This is a genomic window from Streptomyces zinciresistens K42 (assembly GCF_000225525.1).
GTDB classification, from domain to species: Bacteria; Actinomycetota; Actinomycetes; order Streptomycetales; family Streptomycetaceae; genus Streptomyces; species Streptomyces zinciresistens.
Window position 1 is genome coordinate 1 of record NZ_AGBF01000461.1, and the last position, 922, is coordinate 922.

At 76.2% G+C, this 922-nt stretch carries 1 protein-coding gene; it reads right to left on the minus strand.

Annotation, left to right across the window (positions count from 1 at the left end):
• Positions 1-154 precede the first annotated feature (154 nt).
• Positions 155-922 (minus strand): dihydrolipoamide acetyltransferase family protein (locus tag SZN_RS37210; RefSeq protein ID WP_007506565.1); only part of this gene is annotated, 768 nt, incomplete at its 5' end.

Here is a 922-nt window from a genome sequence, read left to right on the forward strand (position 1 = left end):
ACCGCCGGCGAGCACGACGGCGTCGTACCCGGTGCCGGGGCCGGCGCCGGGGCCGCCGTGCGGGCCGGTCGGTTCGTGGGCGGTCACCCCCCGAGTATGCGTGCCCCGGCGATCACAGGGAACGCGGCGGAGGCGGCCGGTCGTGACGGGCGGGTCACAAGGTGCGCAGCAGCACCGCCGGGTGTTCCACGCAGTCCGCCACGTACCGCAGGAAGCCGCCCGCCGTGCCGCCGTCGCAGACCCGGTGGTCGAAGGTGAGCGCGAGTTCCACGACCTGGCGCACGGCCAGGTCGCCCTCGTGCACCCACGGCTTGGGGATGATGCGGCCGACGCCGAGCATCGCGGCCTCGGGGTGGTTGATGATCGGCGTGGAGCCGTCGACGCCGAACACTCCATAGTTGTTCAACGTGAAGGTGCCGCCGGTGAGTTCCGCAGGGGTGAGGGTGCCCGTGCGGGCCGCCTCGGTCAGCCGGGCGAACTCCGCGGCGAGCGACTCCGCGTCGCGTGCGTGCGCGTCCCGTACGACCGGGACCACGAGCCCGCGCTCGGTCTGCGCGGCGAAGCCGAGGTGGACCCGGTCGAGCTGGACGACCTCCCCGGCCTCCGTGTCGACCGTGGAGTTGAGCTCCGGGAACCGGGCGAGCGCGGCCGTGCAGACCCGGGCCAGCAGGGCGATCAGGGAGATCTTCGGGCCGCCCGCGGCGTTCATCGCGGTGCGCGCCCGCAGGAACTCGGTGGCGTCGGCGTCCACCCAGCAGGTCGCGTCCGGGATCTCCCGGCGGCTGCGGGAGAGCTTGTCGGCGACGGCGCCCCGCACCCCCTTGAGGGGGACGCGCAGACCGCCGGACGGCGCCGGGGGACGCGCGGGCCGCGCGGGTGCCCCCGCGGCGGCCGGACGGGCCTGGGGCGGGGCGGCGGGGCG